The sequence below is a fragment of the Curvibacter gracilis ATCC BAA-807 genome, from assembly GCF_000518645.1.
GTDB classification, from domain to species: Bacteria; Pseudomonadota; Gammaproteobacteria; order Burkholderiales; family Burkholderiaceae_C; genus Curvibacter; species Curvibacter gracilis.
Genome location: NZ_JADZ01000006.1, coordinates 115,275 through 136,114, shown reverse-complemented (window position 1 = coordinate 136,114; position 20,840 = coordinate 115,275). Strand labels below are relative to the sequence as shown.

The 20,840-nt window shown below is 70.3% G+C and carries 18 protein-coding genes; 9 read left to right on the top strand and 9 right to left on the bottom strand.

The genetic code is table 11. The features are described from left to right. Window positions 1-7: 7 nt before the first annotated feature. Complete coding sequence (gene eat / locus L880_RS0105300) at window positions 8-1,399, bottom strand: ethanolamine permease (RefSeq protein WP_027474790.1); 1,392 nt, start codon at window positions 1,397-1,399, stop codon at window positions 8-10. 207 nt (window positions 1,400-1,606) lie between these two features. On the opposite strand from eat, the gene L880_RS0105295 reads away from it, so the two are divergent. The 3 genes from L880_RS0105295 (at window position 1,607) to L880_RS0105285 (ending at window position 5,139) form a co-directional block, all read left to right on the top strand. After that, window positions 1,607-2,641: a helix-turn-helix domain-containing protein gene (locus tag L880_RS0105295; RefSeq protein ID WP_027474789.1), complete on the top strand. Its 1,035-nt coding sequence runs from the start codon at window positions 1,607-1,609 to the stop codon at window positions 2,639-2,641. A 121-nt stretch (window positions 2,642-2,762) separates the two neighbouring features. Next, window positions 2,763-4,238 (top strand): M20 family metallopeptidase, encoded by a 1,476-nt coding sequence (locus L880_RS0105290; protein WP_027474788.1) that lies wholly within the window; start codon window positions 2,763-2,765, stop codon window positions 4,236-4,238. Between the two features lie 34 nt (window positions 4,239-4,272). After that, window positions 4,273-5,139 carry an alpha/beta hydrolase gene (locus L880_RS0105285; RefSeq protein WP_027474787.1) on the top strand — a complete coding sequence of 289 codons (867 nt, stop codon included), beginning with the start codon at window positions 4,273-4,275 and terminating at the stop codon, window positions 5,137-5,139. Here L880_RS0105285 and L880_RS0105280 read toward each other — a convergent pair whose 3' ends face one another. Both L880_RS0105280 and L880_RS0105275 read right to left on the bottom strand, forming a co-directional pair. Beyond that, window positions 5,140-6,333, bottom strand: a complete 1,194-nt coding sequence (locus L880_RS0105280; protein ID WP_027474786.1) for an MFS transporter — start codon at window positions 6,331-6,333, stop codon at window positions 5,140-5,142. A gap of 64 nt (window positions 6,334-6,397) precedes the next feature. Then, the gene (locus L880_RS0105275) at window positions 6,398-7,297 is read right to left on the bottom strand and encodes a LysR substrate-binding domain-containing protein (protein ID WP_019573825.1); all 900 of its coding nucleotides are present in this window, start codon (window positions 7,295-7,297) and stop codon (window positions 6,398-6,400) included. Between the two features lie 193 nt (window positions 7,298-7,490). Between L880_RS0105275 and L880_RS0105270 the strand changes: the two genes are divergently transcribed. Genes L880_RS0105270 through L880_RS0105260 form a run of 3 tightly spaced genes read left to right on the top strand, consistent with a single transcriptional unit; the run spans window position 7,491 to window position 10,921 of the window. Next, complete coding sequence (locus L880_RS0105270; RefSeq protein WP_027474785.1) at window positions 7,491-8,414, top strand: amino acid ABC transporter substrate-binding protein; 924 nt, start codon at window positions 7,491-7,493, stop codon at window positions 8,412-8,414. Window positions 8,415-8,448: 34 nt separating this feature from the next. After that, the gene (locus L880_RS0105265) at window positions 8,449-10,146 is read left to right on the top strand and encodes a thiamine pyrophosphate-binding protein (RefSeq protein WP_027474784.1); all 1,698 of its coding nucleotides are present in this window, start codon (window positions 8,449-8,451) and stop codon (window positions 10,144-10,146) included. Between the two features lie 58 nt (window positions 10,147-10,204). Then, window positions 10,205-10,921, top strand: a complete 717-nt coding sequence (locus L880_RS0105260; protein ID WP_027474783.1) for a hypothetical protein — start codon at window positions 10,205-10,207, stop codon at window positions 10,919-10,921. 19 nt (window positions 10,922-10,940) lie between these two features. Here L880_RS0105260 and L880_RS0105255 read toward each other — a convergent pair whose 3' ends face one another. Continuing rightward, on the bottom strand, window positions 10,941-11,822 hold the full coding sequence (locus L880_RS0105255) for a helix-turn-helix domain-containing protein (protein ID WP_027474782.1): 882 nt from the start codon (window positions 11,820-11,822) through the stop codon (window positions 10,941-10,943). A gap of 99 nt (window positions 11,823-11,921) precedes the next feature. On the opposite strand from L880_RS0105255, the gene L880_RS0105250 reads away from it, so the two are divergent. After that, window positions 11,922-13,367, top strand: coding sequence for a cytochrome P450 (locus tag L880_RS0105250; protein ID WP_084461039.1), 1,446 nt, complete (start codon window positions 11,922-11,924; stop codon window positions 13,365-13,367). Window positions 13,368-13,382: 15 nt separating this feature from the next. Here L880_RS0105250 and L880_RS35480 read toward each other — a convergent pair whose 3' ends face one another. The 5 genes from L880_RS35480 to L880_RS0105225 are packed head-to-tail and all read right to left on the bottom strand — an operon-like array spanning window position 13,383 to window position 16,962. Further along, window positions 13,383-13,565 (bottom strand): hypothetical protein, encoded by a 183-nt coding sequence (locus L880_RS35480; protein ID WP_157462622.1) that lies wholly within the window; start codon window positions 13,563-13,565, stop codon window positions 13,383-13,385. A gap of 3 nt (window positions 13,566-13,568) precedes the next feature. Continuing rightward, window positions 13,569-14,531: a 6TM ABC transporter family protein gene (locus L880_RS0105240; RefSeq protein WP_027474780.1), complete on the bottom strand. Its 963-nt coding sequence runs from the start codon at window positions 14,529-14,531 to the stop codon at window positions 13,569-13,571. 60 nt (window positions 14,532-14,591) lie between these two features. After that, complete coding sequence (locus tag L880_RS0105235; protein WP_027474779.1) at window positions 14,592-15,116, bottom strand: hypothetical protein; 525 nt, start codon at window positions 15,114-15,116, stop codon at window positions 14,592-14,594. Between the two features lie 2 nt (window positions 15,117-15,118). Further along, window positions 15,119-15,844: a 16S rRNA (uracil(1498)-N(3))-methyltransferase gene (locus tag L880_RS0105230; protein WP_027474778.1), complete on the bottom strand. Its 726-nt coding sequence runs from the start codon at window positions 15,842-15,844 to the stop codon at window positions 15,119-15,121. A 2-nt stretch (window positions 15,845-15,846) separates the two neighbouring features. Continuing rightward, window positions 15,847-16,962, bottom strand: coding sequence for an aminoglycoside phosphotransferase family protein (locus L880_RS0105225; protein WP_027474777.1), 1,116 nt, complete (start codon window positions 16,960-16,962; stop codon window positions 15,847-15,849). A 105-nt stretch (window positions 16,963-17,067) separates the two neighbouring features. Between L880_RS0105225 and L880_RS0105220 the strand changes: the two genes are divergently transcribed. Next, complete coding sequence (locus tag L880_RS0105220) at window positions 17,068-19,437, top strand: LPS-assembly protein LptD (RefSeq protein ID WP_425389166.1); 2,370 nt, start codon at window positions 17,068-17,070, stop codon at window positions 19,435-19,437. Window positions 19,438-19,462: 25 nt separating this feature from the next. Continuing rightward, a complete protein-coding gene (locus L880_RS0105215) occupies window positions 19,463-20,839 on the top strand; it encodes a peptidylprolyl isomerase (protein WP_211245279.1) in 1,377 nt (458 codons plus the stop codon). Window position 20,840 lies beyond the last annotated feature (1 nt).

The window sequence follows — 20,840 nt, the reverse complement described above, 5'->3', positions numbered from 1 at the left end:
TGCGGGTTCAGGCGCCTGCGTCCAGCAGGGCATCGGGGGCCGCATCGGCGCGGTGCTGGGCGGTGGCCACGTAGTACAGCCAGGCCAGGGCCATCAGCGCCGCGAACAGCGCGGCCAGCACCGGGTTGAACCACACCATGGCGCCCAGGCAGACCAGACCCAGGCCCAGTGCCAGCAGCGGAAACCAGGGGAAGAAGGGGGCGCGGTAGCTGCGCGCCATGTCGGGCTCGGTGCGGCGCAGGCGCAGCAGCGCGGCCATCGAGATGATGTACATCACGATGGCGCCGAACACCGACATGGTGACGATGTTGGCCGTCAGGGTCTGGCCGCCGAACTCGATCCAGTTGTCGCTGAAGATCGCCGCCACCCCCACGGCGCCGCCGGCCAGCAAGGCCCGGTGCGGGGTCTGGAAGCGGGGGCTCAGCACCGCAAAACTGCGTGGCAGGTAGCCGGCGCGGGCCAGCGCGAAGATCTGGCGCGAGTAGCCCATCAAGATGCCGTGGAACGAGGCCACCAGCCCGAACAGGCCGATCCACACCATCATGTGCAGCCAGCCGCTGTGCGCTCCCAGCACGGCCTTCATGGCCTGGGGCAGCGGGTCGTTGATGTTGGCCAGGCTGCGCCAGTCGCCCACGCCGCCGGCCATGATCATCACGCCGAAGGCCAGGCTGACCAGGGTCAGGATGCCGGCAATGTAGGCGCGCGGAATGGTGCGCTGCGGGTCGCGCGCCTCCTCGGCCGCCATGGCCGCGCCCTCGATGGCCAGAAAGAACCAGATGGCAAACGGGATCGAGGCAAAGATGCCCGCCACGGCCGTGCCATTGAGCACGTCCGAGCCGGCCCAGCCCAGCGCGGCAAACTGGGCCCACGACCAGCCCGGGCTCACCACGCCCATGAACACCAGCAGCTCAAAGATGGCCAGCAGCGTCACCACCAGCTCGAAGGCGGCGGCAATGCCCACCCCCACCCAGTTCAGGGCGATGAACACCGCATAGGCCCCCAGCGCGATCCATTTCGGGTCGATGGCCGGAAACTGCACATTCAGGTAGGCCCCGATCGCCAGCGCGATGGCGGGCGGCGCAAACACGAACTCGATCAGCGTGGCAAAGCCGGCCACAAAGCCCCCCAGCGGCCCGAAGGCGCGGCGCGCATAGGCGAAGGGGCCGCCCGCGTGCGGAATGGCGGTGGACAGCTCGGTGAAGCTGAAGATGAAGGTGGTGTACATGGTGGCCACCAGTAGCGTGGCCACCAGAAAGCCCAGCGTGCCGGCGCTGGCCCAGCCATAACTCCAGCCGAAGTACTCGCCCGAGATCACCAGCCCCACGGCAATGCCCCAGAGCTGGAAGGTGCCCAGCACTTTTTTCAGGTGGGCGGTGGGCGCGGCGGTGGCTGGCTTCATGGTGGTGCCTCGGTGGGTGGTCGTTGCCCGCCATTGCAGCAAAGACGACGCCAGCGTCCTATCCCGAATCGGAAAACCGCCCGGCCCGGCGCGCTTTTTTCCGATTTGGGACAGCGCCGCCCCGCGTCGGTGCTGCACTGCAGCTTGCCCGCGGGCATTTTTCTTGCTGCACTGGGGGCACTGTCACTCTCTGCCGCCTGACTGCCCATGTTCCCTGCCTCGGCCTTCAACGGTCGTGCCCCTGCCCCGCCTGCTGCCGGCTGGTCGATGGACCCGCCGCAGTACCGCGTGCGCACCAGCGACGATGTGGACGAGCACGCCGGCCACCTGTCGGCCTGGCAGCAGCAGTACGACCAGCTCTCGGGCGGGCGCTTCTCGGGCCGGGTGCGTGAGCTGTGGGTCGACGGGCCGCGGCTGCAGGTCTTCCACGAGCACACCTCGCGGCAGACCAGCCAGCAATGCGCGCCCTGGTCGGGCTCGGTGTGGTTCGGCCTGGCCGACCGGCAGGGCCGGCAGCCCCTGCACTTTTGTGGGCAGGCCCAGCGCACCGACCCGGGGCGTGCCTTGTTGCGCGCGCGCGCCAGCGAGGGCTTCGAGCTGCGCACCCCGCCCGATTTCGGCATCTACGGCGTGGTGCTGGACCAGGACTGGCTGCACGCCCAGGCCGAGGCCGCCGGCCTGGCGGCCCCGGGGCTGGCCTCTCCCGCCCAGGCCATCTCCCTGAGTGACGGGCACCATGCCGCGCTGTGCCACACCATCGAGCAGTTGCTGCAACTCGGCCAGTCGGGCGAGGTCGACCTGCCCTGGGGCCGGCTGGCCCTGCAGGCCGGGCTGGAGCAATTGCTGCATCTGCTGTGTGCGGGCCCGGGCGGCGATGCGGGCGTGCCCAGGCCGGCGGCAGCCCAGCGGCGCTTTGCCCTGGTGATGGCCGCGCGCGAGCTGGCCCGTCAGCCCAGCCACGAGGCCCTGGGGGTGGACGAGCTGTGCCAGCGCCTGCACCTGACGCGGCGCACGCTGCAGAACCATTTCCAGGCCGTGCTCGGCGAATCGCCGGCCGAGTTCCTCAAGGCGGTGCGCCTCAATGCCTGCCGGCGCGCGCTGCGGGCCGGGCCGGCTGACGCCTCGGTGCAGACCGTGGCGGCGCGCTGGGGCTTTTCGCACATGGGCCATTTCTCGCAGGACTACAAGGCCTTGTTCGGCGAGCTGCCCTCCGAAACCCGGCGGCGCGGCGCCGCAGGCTGAGCGCCCAGGCCGCGGCCCCGGCAGGGCGCCCGGGTCTCAGGCAAAATCAAAACGCTGTGCCCGGCACCGGCCTGATGCCGGGGGCCCCGCACCGTGCGCACCGTATCACCAGGAGAGCCCCATGAACGCCCGTGTTCCTTCTTCCGTCTTCCAGCCCGAGCAGGCCCTGGCCGAGGTCAGCCAGCGCTGGGACAGCGATCTGGTGCGCCAGATCACCGACTACATCGCCATCCCCGCCAAGTCGCCCGCCTTTGCCGCCGACTGGGCCCAGCAAGGCCTGCTCGACACCGTGTTGCGCAACGCCGCGCAATGGGTCGAGGCCCAGAAGGTGGAGGGGCTCACGTTGGAGATCATCCGCCTGGAAGGCCGCACCCCGGTGCTGTTCTTCGAGGTGGCCGCCACCCAGGCCCACAGCAGCCAGACCGTGCTGATGTACGGCCACCTGGACAAGCAGCCCGAGTTCAGCGGCTGGCGTAACGACCTGGGCCCCTGGACCCCCAAATACGAAGACGGCAAGCTGTACGGCCGGGGCGGCGCCGACGACGGCTATGCGGTGTACGCCAGCATTGCCGCCGTGCAGGCCCTGAAGGCGCAGAAAACGCCCCACCCGCGCATCGTCGGCCTGATCGAGACCTGCGAGGAAAGCGGCTCCTACGACCTGCTGCCCTACATCGATGCCCTGCGCACCCGCCTGGGCGAGGTGGCCCTGGTGATCTGCCTCGATTCGGGCGCCGGCAACTACGACCAGCTCTGGCTCACCACCAGCCTGCGCGGCATGGCCAGCGGCACGCTGAAGGTCGAGATCCTGACCGAGGGCGTGCACTCGGGCGATGCCTCGGGCCTGGTGCCCTCGAGCTTTCGCATCATGCGCCAGGTGCTGGACCGCCTGGAAGACAGCGCCACCGGCCGCCTGCTGCCCGCCAGCTTCCATTGCGAGGTGCCGCCCGAGCGCCTGGCCCAGGCCCGGGCCACCGCCGCCATCCTGAGCGACGAGCTGTACAAGCGCTTCCCCTGGGCCCATTACGACTGCGGCGGCGCCACCAGCTTCGCCCTGCCCACCACCACCGACCCGGTGCAGGCCCTGCTGGCCCGCACCTGGACGCCCACGCTCAGCGTGACCGGGGCCGATGGCTTTCCCACGCTGCAGAACGCCGGCAATGTGCTGCGCCCCTACACCGCCTTCAAGCTCAGCCTGCGCCTGCCGCCCCTGGTGCAGGCGGACAGCGCGGTGGCCGAACTCAAGCAGCTGCTCGAAGACAACGCGCCCTACCAGGCCAAGGTCACCTTCGAGAGCAACGGCGGCGCCACCGGCTGGAACGCCCCCGACACGGCGCCCTGGTTCGAGCAGGCGCTGAATGCGGCCTCGCAGGCCCACTTTGGCGCCTCGTGCGGCTACATCGGCCAGGGCGGCACCATCCCGCTCATGAACATGCTGTCGGCCGGCTTCCCCAAGGCCCAGATGATGGTCTGCGGTGTGCTGGGCCCCAAGAGCAATGCGCACGGCCCCAACGAGTTCCTGCACGTGCCCTACGCCAAGAAGCTGACCGCCGCCGTGGCGCAGGTGATCGCCAGCCTGCCCGCCCCCGTGGCGGCTTGATGCGGCAGCGGTCTTCAAGCGACACCCACCCACGATGAGCACCGAATCGACCCTGTCCACCTTCACCGCCTCCGATGGCGAGAACCTGGCGGTGCAGGACTGGCCGCTGGCCGAGGGCCGTGTGCCACGCGCGGCCGTGCTGCTGGTGCACGGCCTGGGCGAGCATGCCGGCCGCTATGAGGCGCTGGCGCGTCGCCTCAATGGCTGGGGCTTCGAGGTGCGGGGCTATGACCAGTACGGCCACGGTGAGTCGGGTGGCCCGCGCGGCGGCCTCAGCAGCGACACCCGGCTGCTCGACGACCTGGCCGACCTGGTGGAAAGCACCCGGGCGCGCCACCCGCGCGACACCCCGCTGATCTTGCTGGGCCACAGCATGGGCGGCCTGGTGGCGGCCCAGTTCGTGGCCCGCTACGCGAGCCGGGTCGATGGCCTGGTGCTGTCCTCACCCGCCCTGGATGCGGGTCTCAGCCCGGTGCAGAAGCTGCTGCTGGCGGTGCTGCCGCGCTGGTTGCCCAACCTGCGCGTGGGCAACGGCCTGCAGCCCAAGTACCTGTCGCACGACCCCGAGGTGGTGCGCGCCTACCTGGCCGACCCGCTGGTGCACGACCGCATCTCGGCCCGCCTGGCCAGCTTCATCGCCCAGGGTGGCCCGGCCGTGGTGGCCCAGGCCGCGCGCTGGCGCGTGCCCAGCCTGCTGATGTATGCGGGCGACGACCGCCTGGTGCAGCCCGCAGGCAGCCGGGCCTTTGCCGCCGCCGCGCCCTCATGCGTTGAAAGCACCGAGTTCCCGGCGCTCTACCACGAGCTGTTCAACGAGCCGTTCAATGAGCATGATCCGGCCTCGGTGCTGGCCTGTCTGCAGGCCTGGCTCGACAAGCACTTCGCCCCACTGCCCGGTTGATCAGGCCGTGGCCGGGTTGCGCTGCCGCTGTTGACGCTGCTCCCAGCCCAGCCAGCCCAGGCCCAGCCCGGTCAGCAGCACCGGCAGCAGCGAGCCCAGGTTGAGCAGGCTCCAGCCTTGGGTGGTGACCAGGGCCCCCGAAGCGAAGGCGGTGAAGGCCATGGTGCCGAACACGCAGAAATTGATGGCCGCCTGGGCACGGTCTTTTTCCTCGGGCCGGTAGGCCCGCATGGCCAGGGTGGTGGCGCCGGTGAACAGCAGGTTCCAGCCCAGGCCCAGCAGGAACAGCGCCACCAGGAACTGCTGCAGATCCACCCCGCTCAGCGCCACCGCCACGCAGCCCGCATTCAGCAGCACACCCACCCCCATCACCGGCAGCGGGCCGTAGCGCTTGATCAGGTGGCCGGTGAAAAAGCCCGGGGCGAACATGCCCACCACGTGCCACTGCAGCACCAGGGCCGCATCGTCAAAGCCCAGGCCGCACACCTGCATGGCCAGCGGGGTGGCGGCCATCAGCAGGTTCATCACGCCGTAGCCCAGCGCCGCGCTCAGGGCGGCCACCACGAACACGGGCTGACGCATGATCTCGCCCAGCGGCCGCCCGACCGGGGCGGTGCCCCCGTGCGCGGGCCGGGCCGGCTCGGGAAAGCGGATCAGCGACATGCAGGCCATGGCCAGCAGGGCCACCCCCATCAGCGCCGCATAGGCCCCGGCAAAGGGCACCGCGCCGAGGTCGCGCGTGTACTTGGCCAGGTTGGGCCCGGCCACGGCACCGATCAGGCCGCCGGCCAGCACCAGCGACACCGCTTTTTCGCGGAACGCGGGGGCGGCCAGCTCGGCGGCCGCAAAACGGTACAGCTGGCCATTGGCGCTGTAGTAGCCCGCCACCAGCGTGGCCGCGCACAGCAGCCAGAACTGCCGGGTGAGCGCCGCCACCAGGCAGGTGAGCGCCGACACAAAGGCCACCGCCAGCCCGATCTGGAACGAGCCCCGGCGCCCGAACCGGGCCTGCGAGCGGGCCACCAGGGCGGTGGACAAGGCCCCACCCACCACATAGCCCATCACCGGCAGGGTGGCCATCCAGCTCACGGGGGCCAGGCTCAGGCCCACCAGGCCGTTGATGGCAATGAACACCACGTTGTTGGTCAGGAACAGGCCCTGACACAGGGTCAGCAGCAACAGGTGGCGATTCATGGGCGACTCCGGGGGGGGCGAAAGACAAACCGCCCATCGTATCCCGCAGCCCCCTGGAGACGACTCAGGGCTTGCCCGCGCACTCCGCCAGCAGCCAGTCGCGCAGGGCCTGCACCAGCGGGGTCTCGGCGCGCGCGTCGGGCACCACCAGGTGGTAGGCATCGGGCCCTTGCAGGTGCGGGCCCGGCAGCGGCACCAGGGCGCCGCTGTCGATCTCTTCCTGCACCAGAAAGCGCGGCAGCAGGGCGGCCCCCAGGCCATGCACGGCGGCCTGGGCAATCATCGAGAACTGCTCGAAGCGCGGCCCGCGCGCCGCCTGCGCCACCGGGTGGCCGGCAGCGGCAAACCAGTCGGCCCACAGCGTGGGGCGGGTGGTCTGCTGCAGGCGCACGGCGCGCGCCAGGTCGGCCACCCGGCGCAGGCCCTGCTCGCGCTGGTAGGCCGGGCTGCTCAGCGCCACCACCTCTTCGCGCATCAGGGGGTAGCAGGTGGCGCCGGCCCAGTGCGGTGCGCCGAAATGGATGGCCGCGTCAAAGGGCTCGCTGGCAAAGTCGAAGGGCTCGGTGCGGGTGGCCAGGTTGAGGCTGGCCTGCGGGTGCTGGGCCATGAAGCGGCCCAGGCGCGGCGTCAGCCAGCGGGTGCCGAAGGTGGGCAGCACGGCCAGGTTCAACACCCCGCCGTCGCCGGCAAAGCCCATCACCTTCTGTGTGGTGTCGCTGAGCTGGCGCAGCAGCGGGCGCAGCTCGCCGGCATAGATGCGGCCCGGGTCGGTCAGCACCACCCGCTGGCGCACGCGGTGGAACAGGGCCAGGCCCAGTTGCTCTTCGAGCTGGTGGATCTGGCGCGACACCGCGCCCTGCGTCAGGTGCAGCTCGGCGGCGGCGCGCGAGATGCTGCCGTGGCGGGCCGCGGCTTCAAAGGCCAGCAGGCCGGGGATGGGGGGCAGCAGGTTGCGGCGCAGCATGTGATGTCTTCAAGTCATGAGGCAGGCCCCACGATAACTCAGACAAACCAGTGCTTGGGCTGGACTTGATGAGCAATCGGAATCAAGTGCTGAGGATTTATAGCTATCGCAAGCACCGGCTTTGTCTGATATTGGCCGTTTGCAAAAAAGCGGCCGCTTCAGACGGCCCCACCCCCCTTCAAGGAGCACGCGCATGAGATCGATGTTTTCGCTGGCCTGGCTGGCCAAGTCCCTGAGCCTGGTGCTGGCCGCTGGCGCCCTGCTGGCGCAGGCCCAGACCGCCGCACCGGCCGAGGGCACGCTGGACAAGATCCGCAACACCGGCAAGGTGGTGCTGGGCGTGCGCGAGGCCTCGCCGCCCATGGCCTACGCGCTGGGGGCCAATGAGCGCTTCGTGGGCTACCACGTCGAGCTGTGCGAGCGCGTGTTGAAGGACATCGCGCCCAAGGCCCGGCTGGAGTACATGGCCCTGACCGCACAGAACACCCTGCCGTTGGTGAGCAACGGCACGGTCGACATCGGCTGTGGCCCCACCACCAACAACCTGGCGCGCCAGCAGCAGGTCGCCTTTGCCTTGACCACCTATGTGAGCGAGGTGCGCATGGCCGTGCGGGCCGACTCCGGCATCACCTCGGTGGCCCAGTTGGCCGGCCGCAGCGTGGCCGCCACCACCGGCACCACGGCGGTCCAGTTGCTGCGCAAGCTGGAGCGGGCGCAGAACCTCACGTTCAAGACCGCGCTGGGCAAGGACCACCTGGAGAGCTTTCTGATCCTCGAGTCGGGCCGGGCCGATGCCTTTGTGCTGGACGACAACCTGCTGGCCGGCATCATCGCCAATTCCAAGACGCCCCAGGCCTGGCGCATCGTCGGCGAGCCGCTGGGCTCCGAGCCCATCGCCTTGCTGTTCCGCAAGGACGACCCGGCCTTCAAGGCGGCGGTGGATGGCTCGATCCGGGCGCTGATGAAATCCGGTGAGCTGGAACGCCTGTACGCCAAGTGGTTCCTGGAGCCGATCCCGCCGCGTCAGACCCCGCTGAACCTGTCCATGAGCGCGGCTTTGCGCCAACTCATCGCCAACCCCAATGACCTGCCCCTCGAAAGCTATGCCGCTCGTTGAAGAGCGCCTGTTTCACTGAACCCCTGCACCCGCCATGACGCCCTCCACGCTCCCCTCCCATCCCACCCCCCGCACCGGCGGCCAGATCCTGGTGGACCAACTGCTGGCACACGGTGTGCAGCAGCTGTTCTGTGTGCCTGGCGAGAGCTATCTCGCGGTGCTCGATGCCTTGCACGATGCCTCGATCGCGGTCACGGTGTGCCGCCAGGAAGGTGGGGCGGCCATGATGGCCGAGGCCCAGGGCAAGCTCACCGGGCGCCCGGGCATATGCTTTGTCACGCGCGGGCCGGGGGCCACCAATGCGGCCGCCGGCATCCACATTGCGCACCAGGACTCGACCCCGATGATCCTGTTCGTGGGCCAGGTGGCCCGCGGCGCGATGGGCCGCGAGGCCTTTCAGGAGCTGGATTACGCCGCCGTGTTCGGCACCATGAGCAAGTGGGTGGTGCAGATCGACGACCCCGCCCGGGTGCCCGAACTGGTGGCCCGCGCCTTCCAGGTGGCCACCTCGGGCCGGCCCGGGCCGGTGGTGGTGGCCTTGCCCGAAGACATGCTGACCCAGGCCGCGAGCGTGGCCGACGCCCAACCCTTTGCCGTGCCCGAGACGCACCCCGGGGCCGCCGAGCTGGCCGCCTTGCAGCAGCGGCTGCAGGCGGCGCAGCGGCCCATCGCCATCGTGGGGGGCTCGCGCTGGTCGGCCGAGGCGGTGCAGCAGTTCGAGGCCTTTGCCCTGGCCCATGCGCTGCCGGTGGCCTGCTCGTTCCGCCGCCAGATGCTGTTCAGCGCCGACCACCCCTGCTATGCCGGCGACCTGGGCCTGGGCGTCAACCCGCGCCTGCTGGCGCGCATCCGCGAGGCCGACCTGATCGTGCTGGTGGGCGGGCGCCTGTCCGAGGTGCCCTCGCAGGGCTATGAGCTGCTGGGCATCCCCAACCCGGGCCAGCCGCTGGTGCATGTGCACGCCGACGCCGACGAACTGGGCCGCCTGTACCGGCCCGAGTTGGCGATCCATGCCACGCCGCAGGCCCTGGCTGCGGCGCTGGCGCAGTTGCCGCCGCCTGTACCGGCCCCGGGTCGGGCCCGGGCGGATGAGGCCCATGCCGACTTCCTGCGCTGGAGCGACCCCGCGCCCATCCGCATCCCCGGCCCCTTGCAGATGGGCTCGGTGATGCAGCACCTGCGCGAGGTGCTGCCGGCCGACACCATCTTCTGCAATGGCGCGGGCAATTTCGCCACCTGGGTGCACCGCTTCTGGCCCTTCCGCCACTACGCCAGCCAGCTGGCGCCCACCAGCGGCTCCATGGGCTATGGCCTGCCCGCGGGCGTGGGGGCCAAGCGCCTGTGGCCGCAGCGCGAGGTGGTGGTGTTCGCCGGTGACGGCGACTTCATGATGCACGGCCAGGAGTTCGCCACCGCGGTGCAGTACGGCCTGCCCCTGATCGTGGTGCTGCTGGACAACGCCATGTACGGCACCATCCGCATGCACCAGGAGCGCGAGTACCCGGGCCGCATCAGCGGCACGGCCTTGAAGAACCCCGATTTCCGGGCCTATGCCCAGGCCTTCGGCGGCCATGGCGAGCGGGTGGAGCACAGCGACGACTTCGCCCCGGCGCTGGCGCGTGCGCGGGCCAGCGGCCTGCCGGCCATCCTGCACTGCCTGCTCGACCCCGAGGCCATCACCCCGGCCGGCACCCTGCAGGGGCTGCGCGAGGCGGCACTGGCGCGGCGCTGATCGGGGGCGGGCGCATCAGGCTCTAAACTCCGGGGCCTGTCTTACCCCGGATCGCCCGATGCGTGTCGTGTTTGCGCTGGCCCTGCTGGGCCTGTTCCTGCCTGCTTCGTGGGCCCTGGAGGCTGTGCGCAGCCCCTGGCCGGTGCGTGCCATGGTCGGCCCCGATCCGGTGGGCGCGACCGTCACCGCCTGGCATTGGTGGCGCAGCGATCAGGGGCAGTACTTTCTGGCCAGCACGGCCCTGGCCGGCGGCAGCCCCCCGGCCCATCTGTGGGCGCTGGAGAGCGACCCCGGCGGCCGCGCCTGCCCCCGCCTCAAGGCGCAGCCGCCCGAGCGCCTGCAAGAACCCGAGCTGCACCCCCTGCCCGATGAGGAACTGGCCCTGCCCCCGCGCTGCCTGAGCGGCCTCGAAGGCCAGTGCCTGAGCCACGACGGCGCCCTGCGCCTGCGCCTGAGCTTTGAGGGCCAGACGCGCCTGGCGCCGGCGCGCGCCGGCCAAAAGGGGGAGCACAAGGCTGAGCAAAAAGCCGAGCAAAAGGCAGAGCAAAAGGCAGAGCGCCTCTACACCGGGCGGCGCCGGCTGGTGATCGAGCATGTGCTCAGCGGCGTGCAGGCCGTGTTCGAAGAGCACCTCAAGGACAGCCCGCGCTACACCGTGCTCGGGCCGGCCAGCGTGGTCTACCTGCCCGAGCTCGACAGCGTGGTGCTGCAGGGGCTGGGCCCGGCCACGGGGGCGCGGCGCGCGGCGCGGCTGCACTGCCTGCCCATGCCCTGAGCCCCGGGGCCAGGTGGGCTCACTGCCAGAGCCTGTAGGCCCAGAAGCCCTCGTCCCGGGCCAGCCGCCGCATCAGCTCGTCGGGTGCAAAGCCGGTCACCCGGCGCGTTTCGCGGCACAGGTGCGATTGATCGGCATAGCCGCTGGCCTCGGCCACTTCGGCCCAGCGCGGGCGCCGGCCTTCTTCGGCTTCGGCCAGGGCCATGAAAAAGGCGCGCTCGGAGCGACCGAAGCCGCGCAACTCCCGCATGGGTTGGCCGGCCCATTGCTTGATGCGCCGCTCCACCTGGCGCAGGCTGCGTCCCACCGACGAGGTGGCGGCACGCAGCGCCATCGACTGAGCCCAATCCTGGTAACGCTGCGCCTGCAGCGGCAGTCGCGGGCGCACGGCCTGCCAGCGCGGCTCGATGAAGTCTTCCAGGCAGGCCAGGCGGCTGGCGTCATCGGGCAGGGTCAGCACGGTTTCGGCCATCGCCACCCAGTCGGCGGGCAGGGCCTCGCGCAGGTCTGCGACGCGGTCCACCCAGGCGCCGACATCGAGTCCGGTCAGATTTTGCAAGGCGTCGGGCATGAGCATCAGCATCATGCCGGCGGCCGGCCCGGGGCTCCAGGTGATCGAGGGCGCCGTTTGCGGGCCGCTGAACATCAGGCGTGATTCGTACGGGCGGCGCGGCGCGGTCAGCGCGGCCGGCGCGCCGCGTGCCAGCAACTCGCCGTCGCCCTCGAACACCCACCCCACACTGCACAGGGGCGTGGCCGGGAAGTGGCTGAAGCGCTGTTCATCACTCAGGTCCAGGCCCAGGGTGCTGCGGACCATGGTGCCGCGCACGCAGGCCACCAGTGAGGCCCTGGGCAGGTACAGGCGGGTTGGCGCACCCAGCAAGGAGGGAGTTGGCAGCATGGGCCGAGTCTAGATCGTGGCGGCGACCCCCCTGTCAAAGCCCCTGCGATGTCGACTTTGTTCTATACCCCTGGCGGCAGGGCGCGCACGCTACGCGACATGAACCGCACAAAGCCCACGTTCCACGCCACACCCATCCCCGACCCCTCCCCCGATCCCGGGGGCGCCAGGCAGGCGACCGATCCGCCGGGGCCGCCCACGCGCTGGCTGGGGCTGCTCCAGTTGCGCGCCCTGCGCCGCGACTACCTGGGATTTGTCACCCGGCTGCAGCGCGAGCATGGCGACCTCACCCTGATGCGCATCGTGCACGAGCGCGCCTACGACCTGCTCAGCCCCGAGCTGGTGCGCGAGGCCCTGGTCGACAACGCCGAGCACCTGATCCGCTGGGAGCGTGGCATCGCGGTGTTCGAGCAGGTGTTCGGGCGCAGCGTGCTGGTCACCGAGGGGCCACTCTGGCAGCGCCAGCGCCGCCTGCTGATGCCGGCCTTCAGCCCCAAGCGGGTGGCCGGCTATGCCGGGTTGATGTGCGAGGCCGCCGCCGAGACCCTGGCGCAGGCCTTGCCCCCGGGCCAGCGCGAGGGCCTGGTGGCGATGGAGGCCTTGTTCTCCCGCCTGACCATGGACGTGATCCTGCGCACCCTGTTCAGCCACCGGGCCAGTGCCGACGAGGTGCAAAGCGCCAGCCGGGCCACCCAGACCCTGAGCGAGACCGCGATGCGGGAGATGTTCCACCTCATGACCCTGCCCGACTGGCTGCCGCTGCCGGGCAAGCGCGCCAAGCGCCAGGCCTTGCGCAGCCTGCGCGGGCTGATCGCGCGGCACATCGAGGCCCGCCGCGACCAAGCCCAGCCCGACCGGCACGATGACCTGCTGGCCCGACTGCTGGCGGCGCGCGACGAGAGCGATGGCAGTGCGCTCAGCCCGGCCGAGGTGTTTGACCAATGCATGGTCAGCTTCCAGGCCGGTCACGAAACCTCGGCCACCGCCTTGCTGTGGTGGAGCCTGTTGCTGGCCCGCCACCCCGGGGTGGCGCAACGCCTGCACACCGAGGTGGACCAGGTGCTGCAGGGCCGCTTGCCTGGCCCACAAGACCTGCCGGCCCTGCCCTGGCTGGGCGCCAGCCTGAAGGAGGCCCTGCGCCTGTACCCGCCGGTGGCCGCCTTGATGAGCCGGCGCACGGTGCGCGACATCCGGCTGGGCCCTTGGCAGATTCCCCGCGGGGCGGTGCTGCGCATCACGCCCTGGGTGCTGCACCGCGACCCGCGCTGGTTCAGCGAGCCCGATGCCTTTCGCCCCGAGCGCTTTCTGCCCGAGGCCGAGCCGCCGGTGCGCGGGGCCTGGATACCGTTCGGTGTCGGCCCGCGGGTCTGCATCGGGCAGCATTTCGCCCTGCTGGAGATGACCGTGGTGGCGGCCATGCTGCTGCAGCGCTTCCGCCTGGCGCTGCCCGAGCCGGCCCCTCAGGCTTTGCCGAAGATGAACGTGACCCTGCGCCCCGACGAGTCGGTGCAGTTGCTCTTGCAGTTGCGCCGCCCTGGCGGATGACCCGCGCGGGGCTGCTCAGCGCGGCGGCTGGGGCCGGTCTGGCGCCGGCAGCGAGTCGATCTCAGCCTCGGCCTCGGCGATCAGCCGCTCCAGCAGGGCCTGGCTGGCCGGGCTTTCGAGCAGGGTGTCCCAGTCGGGAGCCGTCGCTGGGATGGCCACTTCCGGTGGGTGGGGTGTTTGCGGCGTGTCGGGGCTCATGGCTCAGTGGCCCTCCAGCATGCGGAAGGCACGGTTGGCAATGCTTTCGCGCGGGTGGCGGCCCACTTGGCTGGCGTGCTGAGGGTCGGGCGCCAGGCCCAGGCGGCAGTGTTCGGATTCGAGCACAAAGCCGTTCTGCCCCGGTGGCGGCGTGTGCACGCGGTTGGCGGGCACCTGCCACTTGAAAAAGCGCACTTGCAGCCGCACGCCGCGCAGCTGGGCGGCCACGCACAGCGCCTCGGCCTGCTCCGGGCCCAGCAGGGCCTGGGTGTCGGGCAGCACCTGCTGCCAGCAGGCCAGCACGGTGGCGGTGGCCTGCTCGGCGGGGCTGCGGCGCAGGCCTTGCCACAGTGCCCGCAGCCCGAAGGCGGCGGCCAGCCCCATCAGCCCCCAGCCCAGGACGAGCAGCGCGCCCTGGTGGCGCAGCAGTGCGCCGAACCAACCGGCCAGCGCCGGTGCCAGCAGCATCCACAACACGGCCAGGCCGAACAGGCCCGCGCCCTGGCGGGCCGTGCGGCGGGCCGCCTGGCGGCGTTCGTCGCGCCGCTCCTGCAGTTGCTCCTGCAGCGACTGCAGGCCCTGTCGGGTGCTTTGGCAGCACAGGTCATAGGCCTGGGGTGTTGCTGGTGCGGGCGCCGCTGCGCCAGGCCTGGGGGCGCTGCGGGGCTGGGGCGGCAGGCCGATGGAGGCGGTGGCGCCGGTGGTGGACAGGGCGGCCTGGCGCCGCGCCTCGTCGGCCGCCCAGGCCTCGCGTTGCAGCACGCCGTTCATGGCGGTCATGGCCTGGACGGTGTCGGTGCCCGGCATCACCCCGGCGCGGAACTGCAGGTTCGGGTCGGTGTAGACGCCCAGCAGGGGCGGCTCCGGCAGGGGCGGCGGTGGGGGCGGAAAAAAGTCGACCTCGGGGGCCGGGGTCGTGGGCCAGGCCCGCGCGTCCAGCTCGTTGCCCTCTTGAAAACCTGACATGGATGGGTTCCTGGTGGTGGGGTGATGGGTGGGGCGGGTCGGCGCAGGGCAAGCCCTGGTTCAGCGTGCGGGCGGCGGGTCGCTGGTGCCGGCCAGGGGGCTCAGCACACGGGCCAGTTGCCGGGCCAGGGGGGTGAGGGTGCAGCGGTGTCGGCTGTCGTCCCAGGCCAGCAGGCCGGTGTCGCGAAAGCGCTGCAGCACGGTGTCGGCCAGGCCCGCCGCGTCGGGGCGCAGCGCTTGCCAGAGCTCGTCCACTTCGTCGCGGTGCAGCACCATGCCGGGCTGCTCGACCAGGGTCATGAACATCCACAGGCGCAGCCGGACCAGCCCGGCGGGCCCGTGGAACAGGCTGCGCAGGCCGTCGACCAGGGCCGACTGCTGCTCGATGTGCATCACCCAGGGCGGAGCCGTGGCGGGGTCAGGGTGGCTGAAAAGATCGCCCAGGCCGGACTCGGCGGCTTGGCCGGTCGGGGCCGGGCCTGGCTCGGGGCTGGGGCTGGGGCTGGGGCTGGCGCTGGCGCTTGGCGGGGCGAAGGGCAGGTTCAGGTCGGGCAGGGCCAGGTCTTGCAGTGAGAGCACATTCACTTTCAGTCGCCGACGGCGGCCAGCACGGCCAGGGGCGCGGTTTCGGCGCGCAGCACGCGTGCGCCCAGGCCGGTGGGCAGGAAACCGGCGGCCACGGCAGCGTCTTCTTCTTCGGCCTGCAGGCCGCCTTCGGGGCCGTTCAGCAGGGTCAGGGCGCCGCCATGCCGGGCCAGGCGCTGGCGCAGCGGCAGGCTGCCCTCGCGCAGCGACAGCAGCAGGCGGGCGTCGTCGGCCGCAGCGGGGGCCGGGTTTTGGCGCAGCCAGTCGGCCAGTTCGGTCACCGGGTGGATCTGGGGCACGCGGTTGCGCCCGCATTGCTCGCAGGCGCCCACCGCCACGGCCTGCCAGTGGGCCACTTTCTTGTCGGCCCGCTCGCCCTTGAGGCGCAGCACGCTGTGGGCGCTCATCACCGGGGTCAGGCTGGTGGCGCCCAGTTCGGTGGCCTTTTCGACCAGCCAGTCCATGCGGTCGTTGGCCGGCATGGCCACCACCAGGTGCACGGCGCGGGCCAGTTCGCGCTCGATGGCGTGGTGGGCCCCGACCTCGACCTCGACGTCGGAGCGGCCCATGCGGGTCACGGTGGCCTCGAACTCGCCGCCTTCGCCGTTGAACAGGGTGATGACCCCGCCGGGTTGCAGGCGCAGCACCTGCACATGGCGCGCGGTGGCGGCCGGCAGGCTCAGGGTGGCGCCGCTGTGCAGCGCGCTGGGGCAGTGGAAACGCGGCATGCTCACATCCGCCCGTAAGCGAAGCCGGTGAGCACCTGCAGGTTCTCCACCTGGTCGATGAAGCGCAGCAGCGGGCCCAACTCGCGGTAGCGGCTGGCGGTGGAGCGGATGTAGTGGATGAAGCGCGGCGTGTCGGCCAGGTAGCGCGGCTTGCCGTCACGCAGGGTGAGGCGGGCGAAGATGCCGGCCACTTTCAGGTGGCGCTGCAGGCCCATCCATTCGACGCTGCGGTAGAAGCTGCCGAAATCGCTGTGCCAGTCTTCGAAATCCATCAGCCCCGCCTTGCGGGCCTTCTGCCAGTAGCGCACGGTGACATCGAGCACGAAGTCTTCCTCCCAGGTCAGGAAGGCGTCACGCATCAGGCTGGCGATGTCGTAGGTGATGGGGCCGTAGACCGCATCCTGGAAGTCGAGCACGCCCAGCGGCCCGGTCACGCCCTGGGCATCGGGCAGGCCCAGCATCAGGTTGCGGGCCATGAAGTCACGGTGCACATAGACCCGGGGGGCGGCCAGGTTGTGCCGCACGATGGTGTCGAAGGTCTTGCTCAGCATGGCGCGCTGGCTGTCGCCCAGGCTGAACTGGCGGTGTTGCGCCAGGTACCAGTCGGGGAACAGCGCCAGTTCGCGCTGCAGCAGGGCCTCGTCGTAGGCGGGCAGCACGTCGGGGCGCGAGGCCTGTTGCCAGCGCACCAGCAGGCTGCTGGCCTGGTCGTACAGCGGCGCGGCGGCCTGGGGCTGGGCGGCGTCCAGCACGCTCATCATGGTGTTCTGGCCCAGGTCGCTGAGCAGCATGAAGCCCATGGCCTGCTCCCATTCGAGCACCTGGGGCACGTTCAGTCCGGCCTCGGCCATCAGCGCGGCCACCTGCACGAAGGGCGCGCAGTTCTCCTTGTCAGGGGGGGCGTCCATCACGATGCGCGGGCCCTGGCTGCCCTGCAGGCGCAGGTAGCGGCGGAAACTGGCGTCGGCCGAGGCCAGGCTCAGGCTGGCCGGCTCCAGCCCGTGGCGGGGTGCCACGGCACTCAGCCATTGGTGAAAGGCGGCTTCGCGGGCCGGGTCGGACCAGATCACCGGGGAAGGGGTGTTGGCGGCGGGGGAGTTGGGCACAGGCTGGGTCATGGATAATCGAATTCTACAAACCCGGCCCGGTCTGATCCGGGCTGGCCCTGCCTGCCTCTTCCCCCGAGCCCGACCCCCGATTGCCTGCGATGGATGCACCGACCGATGCTTGAACCGAGAAACCACGCCCGTCGGCCCTTCCTTCTCAGCCCGGTGGCCCTGCTGGTGGCCCTGATGTGCCAGGGTGCCTGGGCTCAGACAGCCGAGCCCGATGACACGCCGGGCCCTCGGCTGCGGACCTCGCCGCTGCTGCAGGAAAAGATTTCGCCACTGGTGCGCCCCCAGATGCCCACCTTCATCACGGGTGACCAGATCTCCGGCCAGAGCGAGCTGCAGACCGTGGTCGAAGGCCATGGTGAGTTGCGCCGGGCTGACACCGTGATCCGCGGCGACCGGCTGGAGTATTTCCAGCCTGACGACCAGGCGCGGGCCCGGGGCAATGTGTTCATCAACCGCGCCGGCAACACCTACCAGGGCACCGAGCTGGAGCTCAAGGTCGACGCCTTCGAGGGCTTCTTCACCCAGCCGCACTACGAGTTTCTGGCCACCCAGGCCTATGGCGACGCGGCCCGCATCGATTTTGTGGGCGAGAACCACATGGTGGTGCGCAACGGCACCTACAGCACCTGCCGCCCCACCCCCGGCCCCGACTGGATGCCGGCCTGGCTGCTGCGCGCCGACGCAGTCAAGCTGGATCAGGAAGACAGCATCGGCACCGCCCAGAACGGGGTGCTGGAGTTCTATGGCAAGCCGGTGCTGCGCGCCAAGGAGCTGAGCTTTCCGCTCAGCGATGCACGCAAGTCGGGCTGGTTGCCGCCCTCGGTGGGCGTGTCCTCACGCGATGGCTTCGAATACACCCAGCCCTACTACTGGAACATCGCGCCCAACCGCGACGCCACCTTCTACCCCACGCTGATGTCCAAGCGCGGGCTGGATCTGGCCGGTGACTTCCGCTACCTCGAAAACGGCTACCGGGGCCAGTTGTGGGGCGACTACATGCCCAGCGACAAGCTGCGCGACAGCTCGCGCTGGGGCTATGCGGTCAACCACACCGGAACGGTGGACACCGGCCTCCCCGGCCTGGGCGCTGTGGGCCTGGGCGTGAACCTGAACCGGGTGAGCGACGACAACTACTGGCGCGATTTCAACCGCAGCATCCCCTCGCTGACCCAGCGCCTGCTGCCCAACGACGTCTCGTTGACCTGGGCCCGCGAAGAGTACTTTGCCCAGTTCCGTCGCCTGAAGTGGCAGACCTTGCAGGACGTGACCTCGCCGATCACGCCGCCGTATGACCGGGCCCCCCAGTTCCTGGGCCGCTACACCAAGAACAACCTGTCGGGTTTCGACCTGATGGTCGAGGCCGATCACACCCAGTTCCAGGCCGATCCGACGCTGACCAGCCAGCCCAATGCCCAACGCAGCTACGCCCTGACCCAGATCAGCCGGCCCTGGCTGGCGCCGGGCTGGTTCTTCACGCCCAAGATGCAGCTGTACACCAGCAACTACAGCTTCAGCGCGCCGCTGAGCGATGGCCGCACTTCGGCAGCCCTGTCGGCCCCCACCTTCAGCCTGGACGGCGGCATGTTCTTCGAGCGTGACACCAACTACTTCGGCCGGGCCTACCGCCAGACGCTGGAGCCCCGGGCCATGTACGTGTACACGCCCTACCGCAACCAGAGCACGCTGCCGGTGTACGACACGGCGCTCAATGATTTCAACTTTGCCACCATCTACACCGAGAACGCCTTCGGTGGGCATGACCGCATCTCCGACAGCAACAAGCTCACGCTGGGCGTGACCAGCCGCCTGCTGGCGCCTGACAGCGGGGCCGAGATCGCCCGTTTCGGCATCGCGCAGCGCCTGCTGTTCCGCGATCAACTGGTCACCATGCCGGGCGGCACGGCGGTGACCAACCGCGCCAGCGACCTGCTGCTGGGCGCGGCGGTCAACTGGACGCCGCAGTGGATGTTCGACACCACGGTGTCGGTCAACCCCGAGACCAAGGTCACCAACACCTCGTCGGTCAGTGCCCGTTACAGCCCCAGCAACTACCGGGTGGTGAACGCCGCCTACCGCTTCCAGCGGGGCAGCAGCGAGCAGGTCGACATCGGCTGGCAATGGCCGCTGAACGACCTGTGGGGCGACAAGGGCGTGGACAAGGGCGCCGGCCGCGGGCTGGGCCCGGGCCGCTGGTATGGCGTGGGGCGCCTGAACTACGACATGCTGAACGCCCGCATGGTCGACGCCATCGTGGGCTTTGAGTACGATGCCGACTGCTGGATCGGCCGCGTGGTGCTGGACCGCCTCAACACCACCCTGGTGACGGCCAACACCCGCATCCTGTTCCAGATCGAATTCGTGGGCTTCTCCCGCATCGGGGCCAGCCCCCTGCAGACCTTGCGGCAAAGCATCCCGCGCTACCAGTACCTGCGCGAGCAGGTCACGGCGCCGAGCCGTTTCAGCAACTATGACTAAGGCCCAGGCCAGAGCTTTTCCTTCCATGATGATCCAACGCCTCACCGTTCTGACGCTGGCCTGCCTGACTGCCTTGTCAGCCCAGGCCCAGGGCATCCGCATGCCTGGCAGCGGTTCCTCGTCCGCGTTTGCCCCGGCACCCGCCGTGCGCACCGCCGCCCCCAGCGGCCCGCAGCAGGCCGACTACATCGTGGCCGTGGTCAATTCCGAGCCCATCACCAACAACGAGGTGCGTGCCCGTGTGGCCCGCACCCTGCAGCAACTGGCGCAGCAGGGCACCACCCCGCCCTCCGCCGCCGAACTCGATCGCCTGGTGCTGGAGCGCATGATCGGTGAGAAGGCCCAGGCCCAACTGGCCGCCGAACAGGGCCTGAAGGTCGAGGAAGGCGCGATCGATCTGGCCGAGCAGAACATCGCCCGCCAGAACCAGCTCACCGTGGCCGAGTTGCGCAAGCGCTTGAGCCAGGACGGGCTGAGCCTCAAGCAGCTGCGCGATGACCTGCGCACCCAGTTGCTGCTGGCCCGCCTGCGCGAGCGCGAGGTGGAGCCGCGCGCCAAGGTCACCGACCTGGAGATCGACCAGTTCCTGCAGGAGCAACTGGCCCGCCAGTCGCTGGCACAGCAGGAGATCAACCTGGCCCAGGTGCTGGTGGCGGTGCCCGAAGGCGCCTCACCAGAGACGGTGGCCAACCTCAAGGCCCGCGCCGACCGGGTGGCGGCCCAGGCCCGCGCCGGGGTCGACTTTGCCACCCTGGCGCGCGACTACTCCGATGGCACCGACCGCACCCGCGGCGGCGAGATGGGCCTGCGCGCCGCCGAGCGCTACCCCGAGATCTTCATCAACGCCGTCAAGGACGCCCCGGTGCAGGCCATTGTCGGCCCGGTCCGCAGCGGTGCGGGCTTCCACATCCTCAAGGTGATCGACCGCAACGATCCCAAGCCGGCGGTGGTGACCGTGCCCCAGTCGCGCGCCCGCCACATCCTGCTGCGCACCGGCCCCAAGCTCAGCGAAAGCGCCGCCGTGGCCCTGATCAAGGGCTACCGCCAGCGCATCGTCGAGGGCGGTGCCTCGTTTGCCGATCTGGCGCGTGAGCACTCGCAGGACGGCAGCGCCAAGCAAGGCGGTGATCTGGGCTGGGTCAACCCGGGCCAGTTCGTGCCCGAGTTCGAGGAGGTGATGAACCGCCTGGAGCCCGGCGAGGTCAGCGAGCCGGTGGTGTCGCGTTTTGGCGTGCACCTGATCCAGTTGATGGAGCGTCGCGACGCACCGATGTCCTTGCGCGACCAGCGCGAGGTGGCGCGCAACATGCTGCGCGAAAAGAAGATGGAAGAGGCTTACGTGAGCTGGGCCCAGGAGGTGCGTGACCGCGCCTACGTGGAACTGCGTGACCCGCCGCAATAAG